29 protein-coding genes and 1 riboswitch are annotated in these 25997 nt (G+C 72.4%); of the genes, 19 read left to right on the top strand and 10 right to left on the bottom strand.

From position 1 onward, the window contains the following. Positions 1 to 210: 210 nt before the first annotated feature. The 6 genes from PV721_RS02085 (at position 211) to PV721_RS02060 (ending at position 5219) form a co-directional block, all read left to right on the top strand. Positions 211 to 1050: a metallophosphoesterase family protein gene (locus PV721_RS02085; RefSeq protein WP_416371009.1), complete on the top strand. Its 840-nt coding sequence runs from the start codon at positions 211 to 213 to the stop codon at positions 1048 to 1050. Between the two features lie 136 nt (positions 1051 to 1186). Then, positions 1187 to 1627, top strand: coding sequence for an SRPBCC family protein (locus tag PV721_RS02080; RefSeq protein ID WP_319721017.1), 441 nt, complete (start codon positions 1187 to 1189; stop codon positions 1625 to 1627). Positions 1628 to 1697: 70 nt separating this feature from the next. Then, positions 1698 to 2855 (top strand): ArsA family ATPase, encoded by a 1158-nt coding sequence (locus tag PV721_RS02075; protein ID WP_319721016.1) that lies wholly within the window; start codon positions 1698 to 1700, stop codon positions 2853 to 2855. Between the two features lie 75 nt (positions 2856 to 2930). Then, complete coding sequence (locus PV721_RS02070) at positions 2931 to 3386, top strand: DUF5304 domain-containing protein (protein WP_319721015.1); 456 nt, start codon at positions 2931 to 2933, stop codon at positions 3384 to 3386. 61 nt (positions 3387 to 3447) lie between these two features. Then, positions 3448 to 4389: an ROK family glucokinase gene (locus PV721_RS02065; RefSeq protein WP_319721014.1), complete on the top strand. Its 942-nt coding sequence runs from the start codon at positions 3448 to 3450 to the stop codon at positions 4387 to 4389. 68 nt (positions 4390 to 4457) lie between these two features. Next, positions 4458 to 5219, top strand: a complete 762-nt coding sequence (locus tag PV721_RS02060; protein WP_319721013.1) for an endonuclease/exonuclease/phosphatase family protein — start codon at positions 4458 to 4460, stop codon at positions 5217 to 5219. 231 nt (positions 5220 to 5450) lie between these two features. Here PV721_RS02060 and PV721_RS02055 read toward each other — a convergent pair whose 3' ends face one another. Then, positions 5451 to 6023 (bottom strand): hypothetical protein, encoded by a 573-nt coding sequence (locus tag PV721_RS02055; protein WP_319721012.1) that lies wholly within the window; start codon positions 6021 to 6023, stop codon positions 5451 to 5453. Next, complete coding sequence (locus tag PV721_RS02050) at positions 6016 to 6795, bottom strand: alpha/beta hydrolase (protein WP_319721011.1); 780 nt, start codon at positions 6793 to 6795, stop codon at positions 6016 to 6018. The genes PV721_RS02055 and PV721_RS02050 overlap by 8 nt, the downstream gene beginning before the upstream one ends. A gap of 170 nt (positions 6796 to 6965) precedes the next feature. On the opposite strand from PV721_RS02050, the gene PV721_RS02045 reads away from it, so the two are divergent. From PV721_RS02045 to PV721_RS02015, 7 genes are all read left to right on the top strand, one after another. Further along, entirely contained in the window at positions 6966 to 7706 is a 741-nt protein-coding gene (locus tag PV721_RS02045; RefSeq protein ID WP_319721064.1) for a lysophospholipid acyltransferase family protein, read from the top strand. A gap of 33 nt (positions 7707 to 7739) precedes the next feature. Continuing rightward, on the top strand, positions 7740 to 8951 hold the full coding sequence (gene macS / locus PV721_RS02040) for a MacS family sensor histidine kinase (RefSeq protein WP_319721010.1): 1212 nt from the start codon (positions 7740 to 7742) through the stop codon (positions 8949 to 8951). After that, entirely contained in the window at positions 8948 to 9625 is a 678-nt protein-coding gene (locus tag PV721_RS02035; RefSeq protein ID WP_319721009.1) for a response regulator transcription factor, read from the top strand. Before macS ends, PV721_RS02035 begins: the two co-directional genes overlap by 4 nt. A gap of 165 nt (positions 9626 to 9790) precedes the next feature. Beyond that, the gene (locus PV721_RS02030) at positions 9791 to 10819 is read left to right on the top strand and encodes a 6-phosphofructokinase (RefSeq protein WP_319721063.1); all 1029 of its coding nucleotides are present in this window, start codon (positions 9791 to 9793) and stop codon (positions 10817 to 10819) included. Between the two features lie 138 nt (positions 10820 to 10957). Then, a complete protein-coding gene (locus PV721_RS02025; protein ID WP_319721008.1) occupies positions 10958 to 11260 on the top strand; it encodes a hypothetical protein in 303 nt (100 codons plus the stop codon). An 83-nt stretch (positions 11261 to 11343) separates the two neighbouring features. Continuing rightward, on the top strand, positions 11344 to 11838 hold the full coding sequence (locus PV721_RS02020) for a MarR family winged helix-turn-helix transcriptional regulator (protein ID WP_319721007.1): 495 nt from the start codon (positions 11344 to 11346) through the stop codon (positions 11836 to 11838). Continuing rightward, the gene (locus PV721_RS02015) at positions 11835 to 12305 is read left to right on the top strand and encodes a MarR family transcriptional regulator (RefSeq protein ID WP_319721006.1); all 471 of its coding nucleotides are present in this window, start codon (positions 11835 to 11837) and stop codon (positions 12303 to 12305) included. The genes PV721_RS02020 and PV721_RS02015 overlap by 4 nt, the downstream gene beginning before the upstream one ends. A 79-nt stretch (positions 12306 to 12384) precedes the next feature. On the opposite strand, the gene PV721_RS02010 is transcribed toward PV721_RS02015, so the two are convergent. Then, positions 12385 to 14340, bottom strand: coding sequence for an anthranilate synthase family protein (locus PV721_RS02010; RefSeq protein ID WP_319721005.1), 1956 nt, complete (start codon positions 14338 to 14340; stop codon positions 12385 to 12387). A gap of 327 nt (positions 14341 to 14667) precedes the next feature. Between PV721_RS02010 and PV721_RS02005 the strand changes: the two genes are divergently transcribed. Continuing rightward, complete coding sequence (locus tag PV721_RS02005; protein WP_319721004.1) at positions 14668 to 16023, top strand: class II 3-deoxy-7-phosphoheptulonate synthase; 1356 nt, start codon at positions 14668 to 14670, stop codon at positions 16021 to 16023. A gap of 166 nt (positions 16024 to 16189) precedes the next feature. Further along, a complete protein-coding gene (locus PV721_RS02000) occupies positions 16190 to 16447 on the top strand; it encodes a (2Fe-2S)-binding protein (RefSeq protein ID WP_319721003.1) in 258 nt (85 codons plus the stop codon). A gap of 58 nt (positions 16448 to 16505) precedes the next feature. Here PV721_RS02000 and bfr read toward each other — a convergent pair whose 3' ends face one another. Next, on the bottom strand, positions 16506 to 16982 hold the full coding sequence (gene bfr, locus PV721_RS01995; protein ID WP_030010525.1) for a bacterioferritin: 477 nt from the start codon (positions 16980 to 16982) through the stop codon (positions 16506 to 16508). 202 nt (positions 16983 to 17184) lie between these two features. Between bfr and PV721_RS01990 the strand changes: the two genes are divergently transcribed. Beyond that, positions 17185 to 17817, top strand: a complete 633-nt coding sequence (locus PV721_RS01990; RefSeq protein WP_319721002.1) for a sulfite oxidase-like oxidoreductase — start codon at positions 17185 to 17187, stop codon at positions 17815 to 17817. Positions 17818 to 17831: 14 nt separating this feature from the next. Here PV721_RS01990 and PV721_RS01985 read toward each other — a convergent pair whose 3' ends face one another. The 6 genes from PV721_RS01985 to thiO form a co-directional block, all read right to left on the bottom strand. Continuing rightward, entirely contained in the window at positions 17832 to 18356 is a 525-nt protein-coding gene (locus tag PV721_RS01985; protein WP_319721001.1) for a DUF4396 domain-containing protein, read from the bottom strand. A gap of 92 nt (positions 18357 to 18448) precedes the next feature. Beyond that, positions 18449 to 19306 carry a deoxyribonuclease IV gene (locus PV721_RS01980; protein WP_319721062.1) on the bottom strand — a complete coding sequence of 286 codons (858 nt, stop codon included), beginning with the start codon at positions 19304 to 19306 and terminating at the stop codon, positions 18449 to 18451. 9 nt (positions 19307 to 19315) lie between these two features. Beyond that, positions 19316 to 21226 carry a Stk1 family PASTA domain-containing Ser/Thr kinase gene (gene pknB, locus PV721_RS01975; RefSeq protein WP_319721000.1) on the bottom strand — a complete coding sequence of 637 codons (1911 nt, stop codon included), beginning with the start codon at positions 21224 to 21226 and terminating at the stop codon, positions 19316 to 19318. 189 nt (positions 21227 to 21415) lie between these two features. Further along, positions 21416 to 22210, bottom strand: coding sequence for a thiazole synthase (locus PV721_RS01970; RefSeq protein ID WP_319720999.1), 795 nt, complete (start codon positions 22208 to 22210; stop codon positions 21416 to 21418). 5 nt (positions 22211 to 22215) lie between these two features. Continuing rightward, positions 22216 to 22434 carry a sulfur carrier protein ThiS gene (gene thiS, locus PV721_RS01965; RefSeq protein ID WP_319720998.1) on the bottom strand — a complete coding sequence of 73 codons (219 nt, stop codon included), beginning with the start codon at positions 22432 to 22434 and terminating at the stop codon, positions 22216 to 22218. Further along, positions 22431 to 23600, bottom strand: coding sequence for a glycine oxidase ThiO (gene thiO / locus PV721_RS01960; protein WP_319720997.1), 1170 nt, complete (start codon positions 23598 to 23600; stop codon positions 22431 to 22433). Before thiO ends, thiS begins: the two co-directional genes overlap by 4 nt. Further along, positions 23598 to 23709: riboswitch (TPP riboswitch) on the bottom strand. Its footprint overlaps the gene before it by 3 nt. Before the next feature lie 81 nt (positions 23710 to 23790). On the opposite strand from thiO, the gene PV721_RS01955 reads away from it, so the two are divergent. From PV721_RS01955 to PV721_RS01945, 3 genes are all read left to right on the top strand, one after another. Beyond that, positions 23791 to 25020 (top strand): NAD(P)/FAD-dependent oxidoreductase, encoded by a 1230-nt coding sequence (locus PV721_RS01955; RefSeq protein ID WP_319720996.1) that lies wholly within the window; start codon positions 23791 to 23793, stop codon positions 25018 to 25020. 119 nt (positions 25021 to 25139) lie between these two features. Then, positions 25140 to 25505, top strand: coding sequence for an Rv2175c family DNA-binding protein (locus PV721_RS01950; protein WP_319720995.1), 366 nt, complete (start codon positions 25140 to 25142; stop codon positions 25503 to 25505). 76 nt (positions 25506 to 25581) lie between these two features. Then, a partial coding sequence (locus PV721_RS01945; protein ID WP_319720994.1) for a thiamine phosphate synthase occupies positions 25582 to 25997 on the top strand: 416 nt, incomplete at its 3' end.

The raw sequence follows: 25997 nt of genomic DNA, 5'->3' as shown, positions 1-25997 counted from the left end.
ACGTTACCCACCGGTAGTGGGTTCCCGATAGAGGGAACCGGCCAGATGTTCCGTGCGTCACATTCTGTACTTGCACCGCCTGGCCCTCACGTGCCGACAGTAGTCGACCCCTCTTGCGACTCGGAAGTAACCGCAGGTCCGCCCGCCCCTCCCACCCCCTCTACCCCGCAACTGCCGGGCCCCCCTAGGGTTGTCCGCATGGGTGGCAGCATGCGGAGCGGGCAGGGCGGCACGAGCGGATCGAGCCGACCGGGCGGATCGGGCCGGACGGCCGCACCGGGCCGCACGCGGGTCCACGTCGTGAGCGACGTGCACGGCAACACCGAGGCCCTCGCCCGTGCGGGAGAAGGGGCCGACGCCCTGATCTGCCTCGGTGACCTCGTCCTCTTCCTCGACTACGCCGACCACTCGCGCGGGATCTTCCCCGACCTGTTCGGCGTCGAGAACGCCGACCGGATCGTCGAGCTGCGCACCGCCCGCCGCTTCGAGGAGGCCCACACCTTCGGGCGCCGGCTCTGGGCCGGGCTGGACCGGGAACGGCTGATCGAGGGCGCGGTGCGCCGCCAGTACGCCGAGATGTTCGCCGCCTTCCCGAACCCGACGTACGCCACCTACGGCAATGTCGACATCCCAGGTCTGTGGCCGGAATACGCCGACCGCCACGGCCTCACCGTGCTCGACGGGCAGCGGGTGGAGATCGGCGGCCGGGTCTTCGGCTTCGTCGGCGGCGGGCTGCCCTCGCCGATGCGGACCCCGTACGAGGTGGGCGTCGAGGAGTACGCGGCCAAGGTGGAGGCGCTCGGCGAGGTGGACGTACTCTGCTCGCACATCCCGCCGGAGGTGCCCGAGCTCTGCTACGACACGGTCGCGCGCCGGTTCGAACGCGGCAGCGAGGCCCTGCTGGCCGCCATCCGCCGCACCCGGCCCCGGTACGCGCTCTTCGGGCACGTGCACCAGCCGCTGGCGCAGCGGATGCGGATCGGGGCCACGGAGTGCGTGAACGTCGGCCACTTCGCGGCGACCGGCCGCCCGTGGGTGCTGGAATGGTGAGCGGCGGCCGGTTCGCGACGGCCCCCGCGGGACCGCGGGAGGCCCTGGAGTGGCGGAGTCCGCACGCGCGGTAGCCTTCACGCGGCGGCCGGAGGCCGCACACATCCTCGAAACACTCCACGGAGGAGCGACCGCGATGGCGGAACACACCAGCTCAAGCATCACGATCGAGGCTGCGCCCAGCGACGTGATGGCCGTGATCGCCGACTTCGCCCGCTACCCCGAATGGACCGGCGAGGTGAAGGAGGCCGAGGTGCTGGCCACCGACGCCGAGGGGCGCGCCGAGAAGGTCCGCCTGCTGCTCGACGCCGGCGCGATCAAGGACGACCACACCCTCGCCTACACCTGGAAGGGCACGGACGAGGTCAGCTGGACCCTGGACAAGTCCCAGATGCTGCGCCAGCTGGACGGCTCGTACCGGCTGGCCCCGGTGGAGGGCGGCAAGCGTACCGAGGTCACCTACCAGCTGACCGTGGACGTCAAGATCCCCATGCTCGGCATGATCAAGCGCAAGGCGGAGAAGGTCATCATCGACCGGGCGCTGGCGGGCCTGAAGAAGCGCGTCGAGTCCGTCTGAGCACCCGTAGGCACCCGGCATCCGCCGGCACCGGCACCCGTAAGCCCCCGGCACCTGTAGGCACCCGCACATGCACACCTTGCTGATCACCGGCCCCGGCGGGGCCGGGCGGACCACCGTGGCCGCGGCCACCGCCCTCGCCGCGGCCCGCCACGGGAGGCGGGTGCTGCTGCTGTCCGGCGACGTCGGCGACCCGCTCGCCGCCCTGGCCGGGGAAGAGGCCGTACCCGGGCTGCGGGTGGCCCGGGTCGACTCCGGCGAGGAGTTCCGCGAGGAGCTCGTCGCCCTGCAGGAGCGCGGATCCGCGCTCCTCGCCATGGTCGGGGCCCGTCCGCTCGGCGCCGAGGAGCTCACCGAGCTGCCCGGCGCCGAGCAGTTCGCCCTGCTGCGCGCCCTGCGGCGGGCCGCCGCCGCACCCGGCACCGACCTCGTCGTCGTCGACATGCCCCCGCTCCACCAGACCCTCTGCACCCTGGCCCTGCCCGCCCAGCTGCGCCGCTACCTCGCCCGCCTGCTCCCCGCCGAGAAGCAGGCCGCCCGCGCCCTGCGGCCCGTACTGGCCCAGCTCGCCGGCGTGCCCATGCCCGCGCAGTGGCTCTACGAGGCCGCCGCCCGCTGGGACGAGGAGCTCGCCGCCGTCCAGGCCGTCGTCGAGGCCGACACCACCGAGCTGCGCCTGGTCGCCGAGCCGGGACCGGCCGCCGCCGACGCGCTGCGGCTCGGACGGCTCGGGCTCGCCCTCCAGCAGCTGCCCGTCTCCGGCCTCGTCGCCAACCGGATGGTGCCGCAGGGCTCTGCCGACCCCTGGCTCGCCGGGCTCGCCGCCCAGCAGGAGAAGTACGCCGCCGAATGGGCCGCGGACGTGCCCGTCGTCACGCTCGCCCACCTCGGCCGCGACGCGCGCGGCCCGCAGGACCTCGACCTGCTCGCCGCCTCGGACGGGCTCCTCCCCGCGGCGCCCGCGCCCCGCAGGCCCTGGGCCGTCGAGGACCGGCTCGCCGCGGACGGGGTGCTCGTCTGGGTGGTACCGCTGCCCGGCGCCCACAAGAGCGACCTCGACCTCGTACGTCGCGGCGACGAGCTGCTGCTCACGGCGGGCCCGTACCGCAGGATCGCTCCGCTGCCCGCGGCGCTGCGCCGCTGCACCGTCTCCGGCGCCGCCCTGACCGCGGGCGAGCTCCGCATCCGCTTCACCCCGGACCGGGGACTGTGGCCCCGCACGCAGTGAACGGCTTACCCCCGTTCGGGTACCGTCGAAGGTAGCCCGTACGCACGCCCAGCAGCCGCCGCAGGAGAGTCCGCCATGAGCGAGGCCACCGACCGCCCCACCGACGACGACGCCTGGGCCAAGGCCTGCGCCGAGGACCTCGCCGCCGAGAAGGAGCGCCTGCGCGGACAGGACCGGGCCGGCTCGGCCGGCACCGGAACCGCCGCGGAGGAGCTGTTCAAGCTCTTCGAAGCCGTCGCCGACAAGGTCTCCGGGCTGAACAACCCGCTGATCGGCGCGGCCGCCCAGGGCGCGGTCCGGCAGATCGTCGACCAGGCCAAAACCGCCGCCAAGCCCGTCATCGAGCGCAACCCCCAGGTCTTCGACCACCTCGCGGCCGCCGGCTCCGAGCTCCTCGCCGCCTACCGCTCCGCCGTCGAGGGCCACGAGCGCCGCTGGACCCAGGACACCCCTCCCGCGCCCCGCCGGGAGCACGACCCCCACGACGACGGCCCCGACGCGGGCCCGGCCGAGAGGATCGATCTCGACTGAGGGCCCGCCGCCCTCGGGTACCGTTGGCCGTGGCGGGGTTTGACCGGAAACCGAGGGACTAATGGGACTCACCATCGGCGTCGACATCGGCGGCACGAAGATCGCGGCCGGCGTGGTCGACGAAGAGGGCACGATCCTTGAGACGTACAAGGTGCCCACCCCGCCGACCGCGGACGGAGTGACGGAGGCCATCTGCGCCGCCGTCTCCGAGGTCAGCAGCAGTCACACCATCGACGCCGTCGGCATCGGCGCCGCCGGCTACGTGGACGACAAGCGCGCGACCGTACTGTTCGCGCCGAACATCAATTGGCGCCACGAGCCGCTCAAGGACAAGGTCGAGCAGCGCATCGGCCTGCCCGTCGTCGTCGAGAACGACGCGAACTGCGCCGCCTGGGGCGAATACCGCTTCGGTGCCGGCCAAGGCCACGAGGACGTCATCTGCATCACGCTCGGCACCGGCCTGGGCGGCGGCATCATCATCGGCAACAAGCTGCGCCGCGGACGCTTCGGCGTCGCCGCCGAGTTCGGGCACATCCGGGTCGTCCCGGACGGCCTGCTGTGCGGCTGCGGCAGCCAGGGCTGCTGGGAGCAGTACGCCTCCGGGCGCGCGCTCGTCCGGTACGCGAAGCAGCGCGCCAACGCCACCCCCGAGAACGCGACGGTCCTCCTCTCGCTCGGCGACGGCACCCCCGAGGGCATCGAGGGCAAGCACATCAGCGAGGCCGCCCGGCAGGGCGACCTGGTGGCCATCGACGCCTTCCGCGAGCTGGCCCGCTGGGCCGGCGCCGGCCTGGCCGACCTGGCCTCGCTGTTCGACCCGTCCGCGTTCATCGTCGGCGGCGGGGTCTCCGACGAGGGCGACCTCGTCCTCGACCCGATCCGCAAGTCCTTCAAGCGCTGGCTGGTCGGCGGCGCCTGGCGACCGCACGCGCAGGTGCTCGCCGCACAGCTCGGCGGCAAGGCCGGCCTCGTCGGAGCCGCGGACCTGGCCCGCCAGGGCTGACCCGTTCCACCCGGACCGCCCGCCGCGCCCCTTGGGGGAGCGGCGGGCGGCTGCGTATCTTGCGGTGCATGGACCAGTTGCTGCCCTCGCTGCCGAAGTCCCGTACGGAGCCCGACGGTTCTGCCGTGATCCGGGTTCTCAGCTACAACGTCCGCTCGCTGCGCGACGACGAGGAGGCGCTGGCCCGGGTCATCCGGGCCTGTGAGCCCGACCTCGTCTTCGTACAGGAGGCGCCGCGGTTCTTCCGGTGGCGCAAACACGCGGCGCGACTGGCCGCGAAGTGCGACCTGGTGGTGCTGGGCGGGGGAGCGACGGCGGCCGGGCCGCTGCTGCTGTGCTCGCTGCGGGTCTTCGTGGAGCGCACCCAGGACGTCCTGCTGCCGCACACGCCCGGCCTGCACCGGAGGGGCTTCGCCACGGCGGTCGTCCGCATCGGCGCTGCCCGCGCGGGGCTGGTCTGCGCGCACCTGTCCCTGGACCGGGCGGAACGGCTGGCCCAAGCCGAGATGCTGTTGGACCGCGCCGCGGCGATGGACGTCTCACACGTGATCGCCGCGGGCGACGTGAACGAGGGGCCGGGCGGTTCGGCCTTCTCCCGTCTCGCGGGCACGCTGCAGGACTGCTGGACGGTGGCGCCCTGGGGAGGGGAACGGACCTTCCCGGCGTCGGCGCCGGACCGGCGCATCGACGCGGTGTTCGCGACGAAGGGGGTGGAGGTGCTGGGATGTGGTGTCCCGGTGGGACTGCCCGGCGTTACCCCCGCGGACCTGCTGGCGGCCACGGACCACCTCCCGGTCCTGGCGGCCCTCCGCCTGCCGGCTGCGCCGTAGCTCCGCGGTCCGGGCGCGGCGCCGTTGCGGGGGCGCTGCCCCCGAGCGCCCCGCGCCTCAAACGCCGGCGGGGCCGGATGTGGCCGGCGTCAGCCGGTACCTGCCTGTGGGGCTGGATTGCGCGGAGCGCAATGTCAGCCCCTCCGGCGTTCGAGGAGCGGGGCTCGGGGCGGAGCCCCGGTCTTTCAGCCTCGCCGGCGTTTGAGGCGCGGCTCTGGGGCGGAGCCCCAGTTACACCACGGCTCCGCGGCCCGGGTCGTCGTCCTCGTCGTCGTCGTGCTGCATGCGTGCGACCAGCGTCGCGAAGCCGCCCAGGAAGCCGCCGATGCCGAGCGTCGTCAGCCACCAGGTCATCTCCCACTGCAGCAGCACCGCGAGGAGCAGCAGCACCGGCCCGCCGACGACCGCCAGCCACGCGAACTTCGCCGTCGTGTCCGCCGGCGGCAGTTCCGGTTCCGGCTGGACGAAGTGGCCCTCCTCGGCCGGAGTCAGGTCGTCCTCCTGCGGTTCCGCCAGCGAGTGGTCCCGGGGGCCGGTCATGCCCACGCCCGGGGCGAAGACCACCGAGCTGCCCAGCGCCGCAGCCGGCGGCTCGGGCTCGGCCTCGGGCTTCGTCTCTGTCTCCGGCTCCGACGGCAGCGGCTTGACGTCCTCCTCCGGCAGGAGGAGGTTCTCGATCGGCTTGAACGGCCGGGCCCCCGGCGGGTCCGGCGGCTCCTGCCCGTACCCGGCGACGATCGCCGCCCACGCCGCTTCCTCGTCCAGCGGCGGGACTCCGCCCGACTGCTCCTCGTGCTCAGCCACCGGCCTGCGCCCCCTCCCTGCCCACGCTCTCCGCCAGTCGGCCGACGAACGCATAACTGTCCGCGAAGATCCGCTCCGCGTCATGGTCCAACGTCGCGACGTGGTAGCTCTGTTCCAGCAGCGTCTCGGTGACGTCCGTCGAGGAGACGCGGGCCAGGATCCGCTCGGAGTCGACGGGCGGTACGACGTGGTCCTGCGGGCTGTGGAGCAGCAGCAGCGGCTGCGTGACCTGCGGCAGGTCGGCGTCCACCAGTTGCAGGAACTTCCGCAGGGAGTGCGCGGCGCGGGTCGGGACGCGGTCGTAGCCGACCTCCTCCGAGCCCGGCTTCGCGATGTCGCTGGCGATGCCCGGCGTCGACCGGATGAAGTGCTTGGCCACCGGGAGGGCGACGGCCAGCGGGTCGTGCACCTTGTTGGCCGGGTTGACGAGGACGATGCCGCTGATGGCGTCCCCGTGCTTGGCGGCCAGCCGCAGGGTCAGCGCGCCGCCCATCGACAGCCCGAAGACGAACACCTGCTCGCACCGGTCCAGCAGTTCCCGCAGGGCGCGGTCGACCTCGGCGTACCAGTCCTGCCAGCCCGTGAGCTGCATGTCCTGCCAGCGCGTCCCGTGTCCGGGCAGCAGCGGAAGCGACACCGTGAGGCCCTGCCCGGCGAGGTACTCGGCCCAGGGCCGCAGCGACTGCGGGGAACCGGTGAAGCCGTGGCAGAGGAGGACGCCGACCTCTCCGCCCTCGTGGCGGAACGGCTCGGCTCCAGGGAGGACGGGCACCGGGGTCTCCTTGATCATGAGGTACGTCGGGTGGGTGCGTTGCTCTGTGTGACTTCACCGTACGCGACCGGGGTGGCACCGGCCAGGGTCGTCGGGCCCCTGCCGGGGGAGGCACGGGATATGGTCTGTTCGACAGACACAGGAAGGCTTTCGAGTTGATCTACGGCGCAATGAAGTTCTCCATCGGCGGTTCACTGAAGCTCGCTTTCAGGCCGTGGGTGGAGGGCCTCGAGAACATTCCCGCGGAGGGGCCGGCGATCCTCGCGAGCAACCACCTGTCCTTCTCCGACTCCTTCTTCCTGCCGGCCGTACTGGACCGGAAGGTCACCTTCATCGCGAAGGCGGAGTACTTCACCTCCCCGGGGGTCAAGGGCAAGCTGACGGCCGCCTTCTTCAAGGGCGTCGGCCAGCTCCCGGTGGACCGCTCCGGCGCCCGTGGGGCCGGAGAGGCCGCGATCAAGAGCGGCATCGACGTCATCGAGCGCGGGGAGCTGTTCGGTATCTACCCCGAGGGCACGCGTTCACCCGACGGGCGCCTGTACCGCGGCAAGCCCGGCGGTCTGGCCCGTGTGGCGCTGGCCACGGGCGCGCCCGTGATTCCCGTGGCGATGATCGACACGGAGAAGATCCAGCCGCCCGGCAAGGTCGTCCCCAAGCTCATGCGCCCGGGCATCCGGATCGGCAAGCCGCTGGACTTCAGCCGCTACCACGGCATGGACGGCGACCGCTTCATCCTCCGCTCGGTGACCGACGAGGTCATGTACGAGATCATGAAGCTCTCCGGCCAGGAGTACGTCGACATCTACGCGACGGCGGCCAAGCGCCAGATCGCCGATGCGGAGAAGGCGGAGAAGGCCGAGAGGGCCGAGAGGACCGCCAAGGGCGAGAAGGCCGACGGCACGTCGGAGTAGGTCGGGCGGTACCGCCCGCAGGGGGTGGGGGAGATGGCGAAACGCGAACGCGTCGTACGCATGTCGGTCGAGCAGCCGCTCTGGCGTGCCCTGACGGTGTACCGGCTGCTGACCATGGTCTACGCGGTGCTGCTGTTCGCCTCCGCCTACAAGAGGTACCCGCACCCCTGGGTCGCGGCCGGATACCTCGCCTTCCTCGCCGTCTGGACCCTGGCGACCACCTCGAAGGTGGCCAACGCCGCCAGCTGCACCAAGGGCTTCCTGGTCGCCGACCTCACCGTGGCCATCGTCGGGATCGGGCTGACCCCGCTCGCCGACACCCACGAGCGGATCACCGGGGGCGGTCCCACCCTCCCCACGATCTGGACCGGGGGCGCGGTCCTGGGCTTCGCCATCAAGGGCGGCTGGCGCTGGGCCTGTTTCGCCTCCACCTTCGTCGCCGCGGCCACCATCCTCATCCACGGCGGCCAGCCCACCCAGGACGCCCTGCACAACGTGCTGCTCGTCTGGGTCTCCTCCGTGGCCATCGGCTACGTCGTCGAGGTCGCCCGGGCCAGCGAGAACACCCTCGCCCGCGCCCTGGAGATCGAGGCCGCCACCCGGGAGCGCGAGCGCCTCGCCCGCGACATCCACGACGGGGTCCTCCAGGTCCTCGCCATGGTCCAGCGGCGCGGCGCCGAACTGGGCGGGGAGGCCGAGGAGCTCGGCCGGATGGCGGGGGAGCAGGAGGTGGCGCTGCGCACACTGGTCTCCACCGGTCTCGTGCACCCCTCCCGGGTCTCCTCCGACCAGTCGCGCGGCGCGCTGGTGGACACGTACGAGGTGGAGGAACCGGGCGCCGACGACGGCGAGCTGGACCTGCGCACCCTCCTCGCCCCGCACGCCGGATCCCGGGTGAGCTTCGCCGAGCCGGGCACCCCGGTGCCGCTGCCGGTGCCCGCCGCGAAGGAACTGGCCGCGGCGGTCGGTGCGGCCCTCGACAACGTGCGCAAGCACGCGGGCGAGGGGGCCAGGGCCTGGATCCTGGTCGAGGACTGGGGCGACGAGGTGATCGTGACCGTCCGCGACGACGGCCCGGGCATCCCGGCGGGCCGGCTCGACCAGGCCGAGGGCGAGGGCCGGATGGGCGTGGCCCTGTCCATCCGCGGCCGACTGCGTGACCTCGGCGGCAGCGCCGATCTGGTGTCCGTCCCCGGGCAGGGCACCGAAGTCGAACTGAAGGTACCCAGGGGGAGGACCCAATGAGCACGAACGAACCGCACGAGATCAGGGTGATGGTCGTCGACGACCACCCGATGTGGAGGGACGCGGTCGCACGCGACCTGGCCGCCGCGGGCTTCGACGTGGTGGCCACCGCCGGCGACGGCCCCGAGGCGGTACGCCGGGCCCGCGCCGTCACCCCCGACGTCCTGGTCCTCGACCTCAACCTGCCCGGCATGCCGGGGGTGCAGGTCTGCAAGGAACTGGTCGGCGCCCACCCGGCGCTGCGCGTCCTGGTCTTGTCCGCCAGCGGTGAGCACGCGGACGTCCTGGAAGCGGTGAAGTCCGGCGCGACCGGCTACCTGTTGAAGTCCGCGGGCGCCCAGGAGCTCATCGACGCGGTCCGCCGCACCGCGGCCGGCGACCCGGTCTTCACCCCCGGCCTGGCCGGGCTGGTGCTCGGCGAATACCGGCGCCTCGCCACCGACCCGGTGCCGACCGCCTCCGACGAGCCGAAGGCGCCGCAGCTGACCGACCGGGAGACCGAGGTGCTGCGCCTGGTGGCCAAGGGGCTCTCGTACAAGCAGATCGCGGAGCGGCTGGTCATCTCCCACCGCACCGTGCAGAACCACGTCCAGAACACCCTGGGCAAGCTGCAGTTGCACAACCGGGTGGAGCTCGTCCGGTACGCCATAGAGCGGGGCCTCGACGACGCGTAGGCCCCCTCCGGGGCGGCGGGCACCGGGCGTCGATCGTACTTACGTCCTCGTACGAGTGAACGGGCGTACGCAACGCCCCGCGATTCCACCGGAATTGACGCCTTCAGCTCCCTTGCTGTGACCTGTGTCACCACTAGCGTGACCGTCATGGCGAAGGGAGATGCAATGAAGGTCGGAGTGCTGACCGGTGGCGGCGACTGCCCCGGGCTCAACGCGGTGATCAGGGCCGTCGTCCGCAAGGGCACCCAGGAGTACGGCTGCGGGTTCGTCGGCTTCAAGGACGGCTGGCGGGGCGCGGTCGAGGGGAGGACCGTCCCGCTCGACATCCCCGCCGTCCGCGGCATCCTGCCCCGCGGCGGCACCATCCTCGGCTCCTCGCGCACCAACCCGTTCAAGACGGAGAACGGGGTGCGCGACATCAAGGACAACCTCGCCAAGTACGAGGTGGACGCGCTCGTCGCGATCGGCGGCGAGGACACCCTCGGGGTGGCCGCCCGGCTGTACGGGGAGTACGGCATTCCCTGCGTCGGCGTGCCCAAGACCATCGACAACGACCTGTCCGCCACGGACTACACCTTCGGCTTCGACACCGCCGTCGGCATCGCGACGGAAGCGATCGACCGGCTGCACACCACGGCCGAGTCGCACATGCGGGTCCTGGTCGTCGAGGTCATGGGCCGGCACGCCGGCTGGATCGCCCTGCACTCGGGGCTCGCGGGCGGCGCCAACGTCATCCTCATCCCGGAGCAGCGCTTCGACATGGACGAGGTGTGCGCCTGGGTGACCTCCCGCTTCAAGGCGAGCTACGCACCGATCGTCGTGGTCGCCGAGGGTGCGATGCCCAAGGACGGGGATCTGGTCCTGAAGGACGCCACCAAGGACTCCTTCGGGCACGTCCGGCTGTCGGGCGTGGGCGAGTGGCTGGCCAAGGAGATCGAGGCGCGGACCGGCAAGGAGGCCCGTACGACCGTGCTCGGGCACATCCAGCGCGGAGGTACGCCCAGCGCCTTCGACCGGTGGCTGGCGACCCGGTTCGGGCTGCACGCGATCGACGCGGTGCACGACGGGGACTTCGGCAAGATGGTCGCGCTCAAGGGGACGGACATCGTCCGGGTCCCGATCGCGGAGGCGACGGCGAAGCTGAAGACCGTGGATCCCGCGCTCTACAAGGAGGTCGGGGTCTTCTTCGGCTGAGCTCGGCCGGGCTCCGGCTGAGCGGCGACGCGCAGCCATGGGTCGTTCGGTGGCGAACGGCCCATGGTTCGGCGTACAGGAGAAGGCGTGTCCTGGCGATCATGTCGCAGACCGGTCCGGGTGGCCTAGATTCGCCGCGTGGACATACCTCTCTGGGGCAGGCTCGCCCTGCTGGCCCTTGCCGCGTTGCAGATCTTCGGCAGCCTCCGCTCCTCCTGGGCCAAGGCCCGCAGCGGGCAGCGCGACGCCGCGCGCACTGACGCCAGGCTCGACCTGGCCGACGGTTTCGCCGGTACGGTGCTGCTCCTCGGGCTGGCCTTCGGTCAGCTCCCCGTCGCCGTGTGCGGCTTCGCCGTGCAGGGGCCGATCCTGGCCACGCAGCTGATCCGCCGCATGCTCCTCCGCGGCAAGCGGGCGGGAGTCGAGACCGGGGGCGCGTAGTCGGTCGGCCTGGTCAAGGGTGTGCCGGGATGCCTGCCAGAAAATAGTATCCATGTACATAGTAGCCATGTACTCTATCTGCCATGAGCACGGATTCGCCACGTCCCACGCCCGGTTTCCTCGTCTGGCGGCTCGCCAACAAATGGCGCGTCGCGGTCGATCGCGCGGTGGCTCCGCTGGGCCTCACGCACGCGCAGTACTCGCTGGTCGCGTCGCTGTACGGCATGCAGCGCGCCGGTGAGCGGCCCAGCCAGCGCCGGCTCGCCGACCACACCGGCCTGGAGGCGCTGTACGTCTCGAAGCTGGCGCGCGCCCTGGAGTCGGCCGGCCTGATCGAGCGCACCCGCGACCCCCGCGACCCGCGTGCCGTTCAGCTCGCCCTCACCGAGCAGGGCCGGGCCGTCACGCGGCAGGCCATCGCGGTGGTCCAGGAGCTGCTTCAGCAGCTGCTGGAGCCGCTCGGCGGCCTCGACGCCCCGCGGACGCGCGCGTTCGCCGACGAGCTGACGACCCTGCTCGACGCACCTCTCGCTCCATCCGTACCGACCGACGAGAGCACCCAGGGGACGACACCATGACCACCACCGCATCCGCCCCGGCACCCGTCGCCGATGCCCGCGGCCTCGGCCTGGCCCACTACGCCGCCCGCGGCGTCCTCGAGCACGTCCTGGCCCGGCACGGCGTCACCTTCCAGCAGCAGATCGCCCTGCGCGCCGTCGTCACGGCCGACGCCCCGCAGACGCCGGATGACGTCGTCACCCAGGTCCGGGCCTCCCTCAAGGCCGCTCCCGCCGGCATCCGCACCACGCTCGACGAACTGCTGGCCAAGCAGCTGCTCGCAGTGGACGGCGCGCACCTGCGCCCCACGGACGCGGCGCGCGAGCTGCTCGCCGCCGTCGGTGCGGAGACCGGCGCCGTCTCCGCCCGCATCTGGGGCGGGATACCCGCCGAGGACCTGGCCGCCGCCGGCCGCGTCCTCGCACTGGTCACCGAACGCGCCGACGCGGAGCTCGCGGCGCTCACCGGTGACGCCAAGGACGCCTGACCCGCACGACGGGCGACGCGCCGGCCCCGGCTCCCCCGCGGAGCCGGGCCGGCGTTGCCCGCTGACCGGCCGACCTAGGCTAGGCGGGAGCCGACACCACCCCGGCCACGAGCTCGCCCAGCAGCTCCGCGCCCCGCAGGGTGAGGACGGACTCCGGGTGGAACTGGACCCCCGCGAAGCCCGCCGCGGAGCGAAGGGCATGGACCTCGCCCGTCACCGGATCGCGGGCCACCTCCACCCCGTCCACGGAGAGCCGCGCGGCCAGCGACTCGTCGCAGTGCGCGGTGTACGTGTTGTAGAAGCCCACCACCTCCTGCGCCCCGAACAGGTCGATCCGGACCTGCGCCCCCTGCGCCGGCTCCGCCTTGCAGATCAGCGGCAGCCCCAGCTCAGCCGCCAGCAGCTCGTGCCCCAGGCAGACCCCGACCAGCCCGTGCCGGTGCCCGGCCAGCAGTTCCGCGGCCAGCGCGCGCAGCATCCGCATCTTGGGGTCCGAGGCGTCCGCCGGATTGCCGGGGCCGGGGCCCAGGACGATCGGGCCCTCCCAGGACAGGGCCGCCGCCCGCAGCCCCGGATCGTCGTAGCGGCGTACGGTCACCTCCAGTCCGGCCACCCGCAGGACGTGCGCCAGCATCGCCGTGAAGGTGTCCTCGCCGTCGATCACCAGTGCGTGGCCGGTCAGGGAGGAGGGCCGCTCCTGCATGCGCAGCCAGAAGGGGGCCAGGTCCGACCGCCGGGCCGCTAGGGCCGCCCGAACCCGCGGGTCGTCCGCCAGCCGCGCCCCCTCGAAGGAGGGCCGGGGTGCGGCCGGCCGCACCCCGAGCGCCGCCAGCACCCCCGCCGCCTTCGCGTGCGTCTCCGCGACCTCGCCCGCCGGATCGGAGTGCCGTACGAGCGTGGCGCCGACCGGCACCCGCAGCGCGCCGTCCGCGGCGATGTCGGCGGTGCGGATCAGGATGGGGGAATCGAGCGTCTGCCCCCCGGCCGCGTCCTGCCCGAGCAGGGCCAGGGCGCCCGCGTAGTAGCCGCGGCCCCCGCTCTCGTACCGCTCGATGACCCGGCAGGCGTTCTGCACCGGGGAGCCGGTGACCGTCGCCGCGAACATCGTCTCCCGCAGCACCTCCCGCACGTCCAGCGAGGAGCGCCCCCGCAGCTCGTACTCGGTGTGGGCGAGGTGGGACATCTCCTTCAGCCGCGGTCCGACGACGACCCCGCCGCGGTCGCCGACGGTGCACATCATCTTCAGTTCCTCGTCGACGACCATCGACAGCTCCTCGGTCTCCTTGCGGTCGCCGAGGAAGGCGAGGAGGGAGTCCACGGTGGGTCCTCCGGCCGGGTGACGGTACGTCCCGCTGATCGGGTTCATCACGACCGTGCCCCCGGACATCCGCACGTGGACCTCGGGGCTCGCCCCGACCAGCGTCCGCTCCCCGGTGTGGACGACGTACGTCCAGTACGCGCCGCGCTCGCCCAGCAGCAGCCGCCGGAACAGGGCGAGGGCGTCCGCGCGGCCGAACCCCTCGATCCGGCCCTCGTAGGTCCGCCGGATGACGAAGTTCGCGCCCTCCCCGCGGCCGATCTCGTCCTCGACGACCCGCTCGACCGTGTCCGCGTACTGCGCGTCGGGAACGTCGAAGCCGCCGCCCTCGACCCGCACCTCGTGCGCGGGCAGCGCGGCCAGCGCCTCGGCGAGCGGGATCTCGTACGCCTCCTCGGCGACCAGCACGCTCAGCGGCGTGCCGTCGTCGCGTACGTCGAACCCGCGCTCCCGGATCTGCCGGAAGGGGACGAGGGTGAGGGTGGGCAGCTCGCGGACGGGCAGGTCGGCGAGGTGTTCGGCCTCGTGGACCGCGCCGATCAGCACCTCGACGGTGTCGTGGTCGCGGCCCGGGGTCCGCCGGCGCAGCAGGGCGAACGGCGGGCAGGAGTCGTCGAGCAGGCGGCTGAGCCGGCCCGGCCGGCCCGGCCGGCCCGGCCGGCCCGGCCGGCTCGGCCGGCCCGGCCGGCTCGGTCGGTTCGGGTGCCTGGGGTCCATGGGCGGGGCGTCCTTCCGGTGGGAGGAGCGGCGCCCGCGTCGGAGAACACGGAAGGCCGCCCCTCGGGGCGGCCTTCGCGTCGATACGTGTCGTCAGGTACGCGCGAGAAGTGGGCCGCCGGGAGCGGGCCACCACCAGTTCTGGTTCGTGTGCGCGTACATGGGAGGCACCCTAGCCCACAGGGGCTCTCCGGCGCCGGATCCGTCTCACGGCGTGGGCTGAACCATGGATTCCGTTCCCGTGGGGTCCCCCTGCCTTCGAGCAGGGCCGTCTCACGTTGTGGGCGGAGGGCGGGATGGGACGTATGACGCCGTAATGTGTACGAGGTGACCGTGAACGCTGAAACCCAAGCCCCCGCCGCCAAGGCGACCTGGCGAGACCTTCCCGCGGCGCAGCAGCCTTCGTACCCCGATGCCGAGGCTCTGCGCGCTGTCGTCGCGGACCTCGAGTCGTATCCTCCGCTCGTTTTCGCGGGTGAATGCGACCAGCTGCGTGCCCGTCTGGGAGCCGTCGCCAAGGGCGAGGCGTTCCTCCTCCAGGGCGGCGACTGCGCCGAGGCCTTCGACGGCGTGTCCGCCGAACACATCCGAGCCAAGCTGAAGACGCTGCTCCAGATGAGTGCCGTACTGACGTACGCGGCCTCCGTCCCGGTCGTCAAGGTCGGCCGCATCGCGGGCCAGTACTCCAAGCCGCGCTCCAAGGACACCGAGACCCGCGACGGCGTCACCCTGCCGACCTACCGCGGCGACTCCGTCAACGGCTTCGCCTTCACCGAAGAGGCCCGGATCCCGGACCCCGAGCGGCTGAAGCGCATGTACAACGCCTCCGCCTCCACGCTCAACCTGGTGCGCGCCTTCACCACCGGTGGTTACGCCGACCTGCGCCAGGTGCACGCCTGGAACCAGGACTTCGTGAAGTCCTCCCCGTCCGGTCAGCGGTACGAGCAGCTGGCGCGGGAGATCGACAACGCGCTGAACTTCATGAAGGCGTGCGGCACCGACCCGGCCGAGTTCAAGGCCGTCGAGTTCTACGCCTCCCACGAGGCGCTGCTGCTCGCCTACGAGGGCGCGCTGACGCGTACCGACTCGCGCACCGGCAAGCTGTACGACACCTCCGGTCACATGGTCTGGATCGGTGAGCGCACCCGCCAGCTGGACCACGCGCACATCGAGTTCTGCTCGCAGATCGCCAACCCGATCGGCATCAAGCTCGGCCCCACCACCACGGTGGACGAGGCGCTGACCTACATCGACCGCCTGGACCCCGAGCGCGAGCCGGGCCGGCTGACGTTCGTCGTCCGCATGGGCGCCGACAAGGTCCGCGACAAGCTCCCCGAGCTGGTCGAGAAGGTCACCGCTTCCGGTGCGGTCGTCGGCTGGGTCACCGACCCGATGCACGGCAACACCTTCGAGGCGGCCTCCGGCCACAAGACGCGCCGTTTCGACGACGTGCTCGACGAGGTCAAGGGCTTCTTCGAGGTCCACAAGAGCCTCGGCACCCACCCGGGCGGCATCCACGTCGAGCTCACCGGTGACGACGTCACCGAGTGCGTGGGCGGCGGCGACGAGATCTTCGTCGACGACCTGCACCAGCGCTACGAGACGGCCTGCGACCCGCGGCTCAACCGCAGCCAGTCCCTGGACCTGGCGTTCCTGGTCGCCGAGATGTACCGCGACCAGTAAGGATCAACCAGTACCTTCCTACGACTGTGGGGCGCGGATCGATGTGATCCGCGCCCCACAGTCGTCTCCAGGGCTTTTAGGTCACCCTAACTTTAGGTACGGTTAGGTAAGCCTCACCGAATAGGGGATGGCTCGTCGAACCATTCCGCCCAGGGAGGTGAACCGCGTGTACGTCTGCTCTTGCTTCGGGATCACCGACAAGCAGGTCAAGGACCACGCGGCCGCCGGGGCCTGCACCCCGCGGCAGATCGCCTCGGCCACCAAGGCCGGCACCGACTGCGGTTCCTGCGTGCGCACCATCCAGGGCATCCTCGGCCGTGGCGCCTGCCCGCGCCGGGAGCTGCTGGAGAAGGGTGACGCGGCGGCCGTGCTCGCCGCCGAGACGGAGCCGGCGCGTTCGCCCGCACTGGCGGAAGCGGCCTGACCGGCCCGGTGGGACCGGTCGGCCCCCGGAACGGTGGGCGACGGGGACGGACGGACTACTAGCTCGGCTGCTCGATCAGCTGCGCGATGTAGAGCGGCTCGCCCAGGGACTCGATGAGCTCCAGCTGGGTGTCGAGGTAGTCGATGTGGTGCTCCTCGTCCTCCAGGATCTCCTCGAAGAGGCGCGCCGAGGTGATGTCGCCCTTGCCGCGCATGACCTCGATGCCGCGCTTGAGCCGGTCGATGGCCTCGACCTCGACCTGGCGGTCCGCCTGGAACATCTCCGTGAGCGTCTGCCCGACGCGCACGTGGAAGAGCCGCTGGTAGTTCGGCAGGCCGTCGAGCATCAGGATGCGCTCGGTGATCTTGTCCGCGTGCTTCATCTCGTCGATGGATTCTTCACGCGTGTACTTGGCGAGCTTGGTCCAGCCCTTGTTGTCCTGGATGCGGTAGTGCAGCCAGTACTGATTGATGGCCGTCAGCTCGCCGGTCAGCTGCTCGTTCAGAAACTCAAGGACCTCGGGGTCGCCCTGCATCGCAGAGGCTCCTTCCAGGCAATGTCAGTCACGTGACGGGGCTGGGGGTACCTCCCAGCGCTAACTGGGGGATCTGCGCGCATCCTTGCACTGCCGTCGGAGGCCGTCCAGTAAGTGCCTCCTTAGTGGGAGTTGCCGTGACTTGCCCGAATCGGTCCAGACCTGGTCATGACCACCCCGGTCAGTCTGTCACCATGGAGTCATGGGTCAGCCGGAAAGCCGGGAATCTCCGGGAGCAGAGCCGCTGGAGCTTCCACCGGGGCAGCGGCTGCAGAGGGGCTGGCCGGTCACCCATTACGGGCCCGTACCCAAGTTCAAGCCGGACCGCTGGGAATTCCGGGTCTTCGGCGCGACGGCCGACGGGGACAAGCACTGCTGGAACCACGAGGAGTTCACGGCCCTGCCGTTCGACTCCGTCGTGGCGGACCTGCACTGCGTCACCAAGTTCAGCATGCAGGGCGCCGAATGGGGCGGTGTGCTCGCCCGCGAGATCCTGGCCCTGGCGCCGCCCGCGCCGCAGGTCACGCACGTGATGGTGTGGGCCGAGTACGGCTTCAGCTCCAACCTGCGGCTGGCCGACTTCGCGTCCGAGCGGACCGTCTTCGCCACCCACCAGGGCGGTGAACTGCTCACCGCCGAGCACGGTTTCCCCGTGCGGCTCGTGGTCCCGCACCTGTACGCCTGGAAGGGGCCCAAGTGGGTCCGCGGCGTCGAGTACATGACCGCCGACCGCCGCGGCTTCTGGGAGGAGCGCGGTTACCACAACATCGGCGACCCCTGGCGCGAGCAGCGCTACTCGTACCAGGAGGGGCCGGGGGACGGCCCCGAGTTGTAGGGGGCGTCCGGCCTTCAGTGGTGGTACTGGTGGACGACCGCGTGACCCTTGCCGCGGCCGATCATCCACTTGTTGACCGGGACCGTGACCACGAAGGCGACGACGAGCGAGAGCGCGAGCACCGCCCAGAACAGCGGCTCCGAGAGGTGCGCGTCCATCGCGCCGGGCCACAGGGCGATCACCCCGTTGTCGATCAGCTCCATGACGGCGATCGAAAGGGTGTCGGCCGCCAGAGCCACCCGGATGGCCGTACGGAGGCCGACGCCGGCGGAGAGGATCCCGCGCAGGGTGAGGGCGTAGCCGAAGAAGAACGCCAGCACGATCGCCAGGGCCATGGTGGACACGTTCCCCCAGCCGAGGGCCGTGCCGATGACCATGCCCAGCACCTCGCCGATGGCGCATCCGGTGAGGCAGTGGAGGGTGGCCCGTGCGGCCATGGCCCAGCTGGCCTTGCCGGCGTGGCTGCCGGCGCCGTGCCCGTGCCCACCGTGCCCGCCGTGGTGCTGGTGGTGTTCGTGGTCTGCGTGTGCCTGCTCCATGACGACCCCCTGATGGGAAATGCCGAGTAGCGGTTCTGCCGATATGCCAGAACCGTATACCCCCCCAGGGTATTCCTCAAGGGATCACCGGATCATTGCGGGCCGCGCAGCTCCTTCAGCAGCGCCACGTCCGCCGCATGTCCTTCCTTGCCGCCGGGGGTCTCGATGATCAGCGGTACGCCCTCCATCGCGGGGTGCGTGACCAGCTCGGCGAAGGCGTCCCGGCCGATGTGGCCCTGGCCGATGTTGGCGTGCCGGTCCTTGTGGGCGCCCACGCCCTCCTTGGAGTCGTTGGCGTGGACGAGCTTCAGCCGGCCCTCGCCCACGGTGTCCACGAGCAGGTCGAGCGTCAGCTTCGTCCCGCCCGTCTCCGCCAGGTCGTGTCCGGCCGCGAAGATGTGGCAGGTGTCCAGACAGATCCCCAGCTTCGGGTGGTGCTCGAGCGCCTCGAAGTACGGGCCGAAGTCCCAGGTGCGCGAGCACAGCGAAGAACCCTGCCCGGCCGTCGACTCCAGCAGCAGGAAGGGGTCGTCCTCGTGCGTCAGCTCGTCCAGCAGCGGCAGCATGCGCTCCCTGACCTGCGCGTACGCCGCCTCGCGCGGGCGGCCCCCGGTCGCCGACCCGGTGTGCACGACCACCCCGAGCGCGCCGATCTCCCGGCCGCGGCGCAGCGAGTGGCGCATCGACTCAATCGACTTCTCCACGGTGGCCTCGCTGTGCGAGCCGAAGTTGATCAGGTATGGCGCGTGCACGTAGGCCGGTATGGACTCGTCCGCGCACTGCGCCCGGAACAGCTCGTCCTGCGCCGGGTTGCCCACCGGGGTGGCCCAGCCGCGCGGATTGGCGACGAAGACCTGGACTGCCTCGGCGCCCATCTCGCGGGCGTAGGTCAGCCCGACCTTGGCGAGGCCGCCGGCGACGGGGACGTGCCCGCCCACTGGATTGCGAATCACTGCGCCTTACAGCCCCTTGGTCCTGATGGTGATCGTGGTGCCCTCGGGAGCGTTCAGTCCGCCCAGCACCGACTGGCTCTCCACCGTGTTGCTGAAGGAGATCAGCGGCCGGTCCACCTTCACCTTGAAGCCGGCGGCCTCCAGGGCCTTGCGGGCGGCGTCCACCTCCTGGCCGGTCACGTTCGGCACCGGGAGCTGGCGGGGGCCCTTGGACACGGTCAGCGTGACGGTGTCACCGGCTGCGGCCTGGGTGCCGGCGCCGATCGACTGGTTGGCGACCGTACCGGCCGCCGCGGGGGAGTTCACCTGCTCGGGAGCCGTCGCCACCTTCAGTCCCAGCGCCTCCAGGCTGGCCCTCGCCTGTTCGACGGGGAGCCCGGTCACGGTCGGGACGGGGACCGGCCGGCCCTTGCTGACCACGATCGAGACCGCCGTGTCCGGCGCCCGCTTCTCGCCGCCCACCGGGTCGGTGGCGATCACCGAACCCTGCGCGACGTCCTGGCTGAAGGCCTGCGTGACGATGCCGGGGGCCAGCCCGGACTTGGTCAGCTCGGCCTTGGCCTCCTCCAGCGGCCTGCCCTTGAGATTGGGCACGGCCACGACCTCGGGACCGCGGGAGATGGTGAGGGTCACCGCACCGTTGCCGCGGATCCGCCGGCCGCCCCCGGGATCGGTGTTCATCACCGTGCCGCGGTCGAAGGCGTCGCTGAACTTCCGGTCGATCCCCTTCACGCCGAGCCCGGCCGCCGACAGCTGGGAGCGGGCCTGCGCCTCGGTCTTGCCGAGCAGGTTCGGGACCTTGGTGAACTGGCCGGAGTTGATGTACCACACACCGGTGCCCACGCCGAGGGCGAGCAGCACCCCGGCGATGACGAGGAACACGCCGCGGCGGGGCCGCCCGGCGGGCGCCGGCCGGTGCGCGGGCGGAGCGGCCGGCGGCGGCAGCGTCTCCAGCCGGGAGGTGTGGTTCACGGGCTGCGCGGTCACCGGGCGCGGGATCACGCCGGTGCGGTCCTCGGCGGACGACCGCTCCTCGGCGCGCGCCTGCGGCGGTACGGCGTCCAGGTCGGCGTCGCTGAGCAGGGCGCGGGCCTCACGGGCGAGGCCGAGCAGCGCGGCTGCGTCGTAGGGGCGCAGGTCGGCGCTGCGGGCGGTGGCCTGCGCGACCAGCTCGTCGAGCCCGACGGGGAGTCCGGGGACCGTGGCGGAAGGAGGCGGGACGTCCTCGTTGAGGTGCTGGTAGAGGACCTGGGCGGGGGTGCCGCCGAGGTGGGGCTTGGAGCCGGTGAGCATCTCGTAGAGGACGACACCGCAGGCGTAGACGTCCACGCGGGTGTCGGCGACGCCGCTCTCGATCTGCTCGGGGGCCAGGTAGGAAACGGTGCCGAGGACGGAGTCGGTGGTGTTGGTGACCGAGTCCACGGACCGGACCAGCCCGAAGTCCGCGACCTTGACCCGGCCGTCGTCGCCGATCAGGACGTTCTCGGGCTTCATGTCGCGGTGCACGAAGCCGGCCCGGTGGGCGGCGCCGAGGGCGGCGAGCACGGGTTCGAGGATGTCGAGTGCGGCCCGCGGCTGGAGCGCGCCGCGCTCGCGGAGCACGTCGCGCAGGGTGCAGCCGGAGACGTACTCCATGGCGAGGTAGACGTACGGTCCGTCCGTGCCCTGGTCGAAGACGGCGACCACGTTGGGGTGCGCGAGCCGGGCCACGGACTTCGCCTCGCGGATGAACCGGTCCACGAAGGCGGCGTCGGCGGCGAGGGCCGGGTGCATCACCTTCAGGGCGAGCACACGGTCGAGGCGGGTGTCGACGGCCCGGTAGACCGTGGCCATGCCGCCGGCCGCGATGCGGGCGTCGATGCGGTAGCGGCCGTCGAGCACGCGCCCGACGAGGGGGTCATCCAGGGTCGTATCCACCCGAGGATTCTACGAGCCGCTCTGCTGCCGCCGGTCTGGCCGGGTCGCGTTGCAGCGCAGCTGTGACGTGACCCGGGTGCGGCGCCCCCGCCGGGGGCGCCGCACCGGTCTTCCGGTCCCGCCGCGTGCAAGGCGCGGGCGCGGAGCGCCGTGAGGGTCCGGGGCGGAGCCCCGGGAGCGGACCGCGGGTCAGAACGCCGGGCGTTCGGGGTCCAGGGCGGCGCGGCCCTCCGCGGGAGAGGAGGCTTCGGCGAAGCGGCGTTGCGGGATGCGCCCCGCGCGGAAGGCGAGCCGCCCCGCCGAGACGGCGTCCCGCATGGCGGACGCCATCAGGACGGGCTCCTGTGCCCGCGTCACCGCCGAGGCCAGCATCACCGCCGCGCACCCCAGTTCCATGGCGAGGGCGGCGTCCGACGCCGTGCCCGCGCCCGCGTCCAGGATGACCGGCACCGACGCCCGCTCCGTGATCAGCTCGAAGTTGTGCGGGTTGCGGATGCCCATCCCGGATCCGATGGGGGATCCCAGCGGCATGATCGCCGCGCAGCCCACGTCCTCCAGCTTCCGCGCGAGCACCGGGTCGTCGTTCGTGTAGGGGAGGACCGTGAAGCCCTCGTCCACCAGGATCTCGGCGGCGTCCAGCAGTTCGACGCCGTCGGGCAGGAGGGTCCGCTCGTCCGCGACCACCTCCAGCTTGATCCAGTCCGTGCCCAGAGCCTCCCGGGCCAGCCGGGCCGTGAGCACGGCCTCGCCCGCCGTGAAGCAGCCCGCCGTGTTGGGCAGGACCGCGATGCCCAGCTTGGTCAGTACGGAGAGGACGGAGCCCTGGACCGTGGGGTCGAGGCGCCGCATCGCGACGGTCGTGAGTTCGGTGCCGGACGCGACCAGCGAGCGTTCCAGCACGTCCAGGCTCGGGGCCCCGCCCGTGCCCATGATCAGGCGGGAGGAGAAGGTCCGGCCGCCCAGCGTGAAGAGGTCGTCCGCCATGGTGCTCAGCCTCCCTGGACCGCGGTGAGGATTTCGACCCGGTCGCCGTCGCCCACCGGCGTGGCCGGCCACTGCCCGCGCGGGACCACGGTCTCGTTGAGCGCGGCGGCGACGCCGGAGGGGGCCGTGGTCAGGGTGGTGACCACGGTGTCGAGCGTGGTGCCGGCCGCGACCTGGCGCGGCTCGCCGTTGACGGAGACGGACACGGAGACGGGGAGGGTCATGCGTACGACTCCTGTCGTGCGGCGGAGAACCGGCGGGGGGTGAAGGGGCGCGCGATCTCCGGCACTTCGCCGGTGGCCAGCAGCTCGGCGAGCACCTCGCCGGTGAGCGGGGTCAGCAGCACCCCGTTGCGGTAGTGCCCGGTGGCCAGGTGCAGGCCCGGCAGGTCGGTCGGGCCGAGCAGCGGGGCGTTGTCGGGCGAGCCGGGGCGCAGCCCCGCACGGGTTTCGGTGAGGGGGAGTTCGGTGATGCCGGGGACCAGTTCATGGGCGTCGCGCAGGAGTTCGTAGACCCCGCCCGCGGTGACCGTGGTGTCCCAGCCGAGTTCCTCGCTGGTGGCGCCGACGACGAGTTCGCCGTTCTCGCGCGGCACCAGGTAGACGTGGCTGCCGCGGACGACCGCCCGGACGGTCCGGGACAGGAACGGTGCGTAGGCCGGGGGCACGGACAGGCGCAGGACCTGGCCCTTGACCGGCCGCACGGGAGGCAGCACCTCCGGCGGTACGCCCGCGAGCCTGCCGCTGAGCGAGCCCGCCGCCAGGACCACCTGGGCGGCGCGCAGCTCCGTACCGTCGTCGAGCACGACCCCGGCGGCCCGGTCGGAGGTGACCAGCAGCCGTTCCACGGCGGCCCGGTGGATGATCACGCCGGCCCGCTCGCAGGCGGCCAGCAGGGCGGCCGCGAGCCGGCGCGGGTCGACCTGGTGGTCGCCGTCCACGCGTAGGCCGCCGCGTACGCCCGGGGCGAGCATGGGCTCCAGGCGGCGGCACTCGCGGCCGGTGAGCCACTCGGACTCCAGGCCGCAGCGGCGCTGCAGGGCGTGCAGTTCCCGCAGGTGGAGCCGGTCGTCGGAGTCGAGGGCGACGGCGAGGGTGCCGCAGGCGCGGAAGCCGATGTCCATGCCGCCGCTCGCGTCGGCGAGCTCGGCGGCGAACTCCGGATAGCGCGCGGCGGAGGCGAGGCCGAGGCCCAGCAGGGCTTCCTCGCCGAAGTGCAGTTCGGTGACGGGGGCGAGCATGCCGGCCGCGACCTGGGCGGCGCCGCCGCCGGGTGCCGGGTCGGCGAGCACGGTGCGCAGCCCGCGCGCCGCGGCCCGCCAGGCGGTGACCAGGCCGATGATCCCGCCCCCGATGACGAGGACGTCGGATCCCTTCCGAGATGAGTGCATGGGCGTCCAGCCCCTCCCTTCGCCGGCATGACCCGGATCAGGTTCGTACGGTCGGAGGCCGGCCAGCCTCCCTCTCAGCCCGGTGCGCCGGACTCCCGCGATAGGTACGGTGGCCAGACTATCCCGGCCCCGGACGGCCGGTAAGGCGGCGCCTGTTCCTGACGGAGCGTCAGGTCATTAGGGTGGCCGGGTGAGCGAGCAGACGGAACACAATGAGCGCGGCGTCGTGATCGTCGGCGCCGGAATGGCCGGGGTGCAGACCGCGGTCGCCCTGCGCGAGCAGGGATTCGCCGGCCCCCTGACCCTCCTGGGAGCCGAACCCCACCAGCCCTACGACCGCCCCCCGCTGTCCAAGGCGGTCCTGCTCGGCAAGGCCGAGGACTCCGCCTTCGACGTGGACTTCGAGGGGCTCGGCATCGAGCTGCGGCTCGGGACGGAGGTCACCGGGCTCCGGGCGGCCGACCACGAGCTGGACACCGAGGCCGGACCGGTCCCGTACGAGGTCCTCGTGCTGGCGACCGGCGCCGAGCCGCTGACCCTGCCCGGCACCGAGGGCGTCCCGGGCGTCCACCTGCTGCGCACGCTGGACGACGCGGCGCGGCTGCGCCCGGTCCTGGCGGGCGCGCCCGCGACGGTGGTCGTCGGGGCGGGCTGGATCGGAGCCGAGTTCGCCACCGCGGCCCGCGAGGCGGGCTGCGCGGTGACCGTGGTCGAGGCGGCGGACCGGGTGCTGGCGGGGGCGCTGCCCGCCGAGGTCGCCGAGCCGATGGCGCGCTGGTACGAGGAGGCGGGCGCCGGGCTGATCACCGGCGCGAAGGTCGCCGGGATCGAGGAGGGCCGGGTCCTGCTCGCGGACGGGCGCGCCCTGCCGGCCGGCGCGGTCGTCGTCGGCATCGGCGCGCGCCCCGCCACGGGATGGCTGGCCGGGACGGGTGTGGAACTGGGCCCGGACGGCTCGGTCACCGCCGACGCGTACCTGCGCACCTCCCTGCCCGGGGTGTACGCGGTCGGGGACTGCGCCTCCTTCCCCTCGGGGCGGTACGGGAAGCGGCTGCTCGTGCACCACTGGGACAACGCGCTCCAGGGACCGCGGACGGTGGCGGCGAACATCCTGGCCGGGGGCGGGGCCGGGGAGGCCCGGGTGTACGACCCGGTGCCGTACTTCTGGTCGGAGCAGTTCGGCAGGTTCGTGCAGTACGCCGGACACCACGGCGGGGCCGACACCCTGCTCTGGCGCGGCGACCCGGCCGGGCCGGCCTGGTCGGTGTGCTGGCTGCGGGGCGGCGTCCTGGTCGCGGTCCTGGCGGTGGGCAGGCCCCGCGACGTGGCACAGGGCCGGAAGCTCATCGAGGCGGCGGCGCCCGTGGACCCGGCCAGGATCGCGGACCCCGCCACCCCGCTGAAGTCGGCTTCGGCCTGAAGAATCCAGGCCCGCCGGCGTGTGAGGAGCAGGGTCCGGGGCGGAGTCCCGGCACGGCCGCGACCCGGACGGGGCTGCTCAGGTACCGGCGGCGGAGCCGAGATGGCAGGCTTGTGTCCGTGACCGAGATTGACGCAAAGATCGATGCCCTTGTCCCCTCGTGGCTGTACCTCCCCGACATCGCGGAGAAGCTCGACATCGAGGTGACCCGGGTCCGCCAGATGGTCAAGGAAGGGCAGCTCATCGCCGTACGCCGGGGCGAGAACCGCTCCCTGCAGGTGCCGGCCCCCTTCATCGACGGCGACAAGGTCGTCAAGGGCCTGGTCGGGCTGCTGACCGTGCTGCGCGACGACCGCTTCACCGACGAGGAGATCCTGGAGTGGCTCTTCACCGAGGATCCGACCCTGCCCGGCACTCCCGTGCAGGCGCTGAGCGAGAATCGCGGCACGGAGGTGAAGCGCCGCGCTCAGGCGCTCGCCCTCTGACCTGATCCGCAGTTCGCTCCACCGCGGTGTACGGGCCCCGCGCCCGTACACCGCCTCCACCACGGGGGGTTCACCCATGCAGCTGTCCGACGCCCGGCTCTACCTCTGCACGGACGCCCGCAAGCGGCAGGGTGACCTCCCCGAGTTCCTCGACGCCGTCCTGGCCGGGGGCGTGGACATAGTCCAGCTCCGGGACAAGGGCATGGAGGCGGGGGAGGAGCTCGAACACCTCCAGGTGTTCGCCGAGGCCGCACGCCGCCACGGCAAGCTCCTCGCCGTGAACGACCGGGCCGACGTCGCCCACGCCATCGGCTCCGACGTCCTCCACCTCGGCCAGGGCGACATCCCCGTCCCCGCGGCCCGCGCCATCCTCGGCGAGCGCGTGCTGATCGGCCGCTCCTGCCATGCGGAGGACGAGGTCGACGCGGCCGTGGCCGAGCCCGGCGTCGACTACTTCTGCACCGGCCCCTGCTGGCCCACCCCCACCAAGCC

It is taken from the genome of Streptomyces sp. MB09-01 (assembly GCF_033794505.1).
Classification (GTDB): Bacteria; Actinomycetota; Actinomycetes; order Streptomycetales; family Streptomycetaceae; genus Streptomyces.
Note: the sequence above shows the minus strand (reverse complement) of the source record. Positions and strands in the feature narration are given on the sequence as shown.